The organism is Chryseobacterium gambrini, assembly GCF_900156825.1.
Lineage (GTDB): Bacteria > Bacteroidota > Bacteroidia > Flavobacteriales > Weeksellaceae > Chryseobacterium > Chryseobacterium gambrini.
On the sequence record NZ_FTOV01000036.1, the window covers coordinates 1 to 2217 of the forward strand.

Below are 2217 nucleotides of genomic sequence, written 5' to 3' on the forward strand. Positions count from 1 at the left end.
GTAATCCTTCTTCCGATAGCCACCGGAATAAAAGTCAGCAGCACGATAAATTCACTTGTAGCCAGTACGTTTTGCTGCGGGTTGATGTAGGCATCCACACCGCCGCTGATATCTCCGGCTGCCACCATCGGATCAAGTGAAACCTTGGTAATGGTTTCTAAGTCCTTCACCGTTTCCGGTGCCATAAATCCGGTGTTTTCATCGACGTATATACGTCCCTTCACTTTCGGGGTTAATGCTGCCTTGGCGAGCTTGATCGCCTTTTTGATCGTCCTGTTATTTTCCCCATAAGCAAAATCAGAGGTAATTTTAGCGCAGGTATGGGTATCGTTGATATAGATTCCCGCGGTGGAAGAAATCCCGCCCAGGTTAACGATGGGCGCAAAATAGATGTACCCTCTATCATCAAGATTATCCAGATCCGTATCGGAATACTCACTCAGTTTGTTACCGGAACTGAGTCCCGGAATGATAAAGGTTTTCTCATCCACATCGGTTAAGTTAAAATCATTGATCTGTTCCCCCGCGTTCTGTGAAACATCCGCCTTAGAAACCATGGCAGCGTAATCCTCCACCGCGGCATAGCCTTTATAGAGGTCGTCCCGGCTGGAAACCTCGTAATCGGCACCGATCACCACGGAAATGTCCGGGCATTCGCTTAAGAGCGTTCTCAGGTTAAGAGCTGCCGCCGATGTTCCAGAAAAACTTCTGCCTTCAATGTAAATTTCACAGTAGCGGTCTTTTGCCCATTCGGCATCTGCCAGAGCCTGCGCCTTATAGATGGCATCGATACTGTCCTTATCGAGTCCCGTTTCGATAATCGGCGAATGGCTCTTATCCGGGTTTAAGGAAACACAAGCCTGAACGATTTCACCGGCTTTATCACGGAGTAATCTGGCTAAATATTGATTGTCCTTATCCACCATCTGCGTCAGGGTTACGCCTTGAGCCACGGGCATAAAATACACCGTTATGGATGGGTTGTGAACAAAAAAACGTCTCAGCCTTTCATACACCAGTACCTTGTTGGTCTGGTCATATTCCTCACTCAGCCCCAAAGCTTCGACCTCCTGAATATTTTTCAGGGTGTAGATATTTCCAAGTACCATTTCGGAAGTGGCAACGGCATTCATCACGCTGCCGGTTACCATGTCGGCGGAGGGATTCCTTCTCCCGAGCCCGCCGTTAAGCTTTTGTACGATCAGTCTGGGACGCATCTTTTCTGGTTTTTGGGATTGTTGTTTTATTCAAAGCTTCCATCTGTTGATTGGCGGCTTCCAGTTGTTGTTTCAGATTTTCGTTTTCCGCCGCAGCATTTGAAAGTTCCTCCAGCCTGGCACCCATTTCGGTCAGCAGGCGGTCTTTTTCGGCGTATTTTTCACGAAGGGAGATAACAGCCGTAACGGTTTCGTCCGTGTCAGCGTTTGCCGGTTCGTAGTCCTGATCAAGATCACAAACCGCCGCCACATCTTCGATAATTCCTTCTAAGACTTTTCGTGCCAGTTCAGAATTGTGCAAAGCCGCCTGCAGATCCGAATCGTCCTCGTCCTCAAGCCCTTCACGAAAAAAGACTTCCGGCTGACTTTCAAACCCTCTTAAACCGTGATAATCCTTAGCCGCCTTTTCTTCAAAAAAACACTGTCCGTTTTCTGAAATAAAAATTTTATTAGCCTCCGGGTATTTTTCAAAAAGCGCATTGGCTTTTTCCTGAAATTTCTTATTATTAGACATGGAGTGAATTTTTAATGGTAATAATGATAACAGACCCGACAAGGAGAAGAAAGATCCCGCCTGCCAGCATCAATATTTTATGATACCATGCAAAGGGCTTTTTGATCTCAACCGGTTGGATACGTTCTTTTAGCCGTGATTCGTAATAAGCCGTAAGCTGTGCTTTGAGCTGTTCTGCTTCTTTACGGCATTCAACCGTAAGCTTTCCGTTTTCGTCGAGTATAACGTCAGGCTTCTGTAGCGCCTTGCCGTGGTCTTGGTTATTAGTCATTTTTTCTTTGTTCTCCGGCTTCGGCTCCCTCAGAACCGGTTTACCGTTAACACATTCGATCCACGCATGGTAATACGTAGAATCCGCCTGAACTTTCAAAACCGTATCCCGGATGACCTTTTTTACAACCAAAGTGTCGGTGACTGTTTCCGGCGGCAGCGGTTTCCTGCTTCCACAGGAAACCAACAGCGCCAGACAAAATAAAATAGATATAG

3 protein-coding genes are annotated in these 2217 nt (G+C 46.6%); all 3 read right to left on the reverse strand.

From position 1 onward, the window contains the following. On the reverse strand, positions 1-1217 hold a 1217-nt coding region (locus tag BW951_RS22175; RefSeq protein ID WP_076396856.1), incomplete at its 3' end, for a DUF2586 family protein. Next, positions 1186-1731 carry a hypothetical protein gene (locus BW951_RS22180; protein WP_076396858.1) on the reverse strand — a complete coding sequence of 182 codons (546 nt, stop codon included), beginning with the start codon at positions 1729-1731 and terminating at the stop codon, positions 1186-1188. The genes BW951_RS22180 and BW951_RS22175, both read right to left, overlap by 32 nt. Then, on the reverse strand, positions 1724-2217 hold a 494-nt coding region (locus BW951_RS22950; RefSeq protein ID WP_175608868.1), incomplete at its 5' end, for a hypothetical protein. The genes BW951_RS22950 and BW951_RS22180, both read right to left, overlap by 8 nt.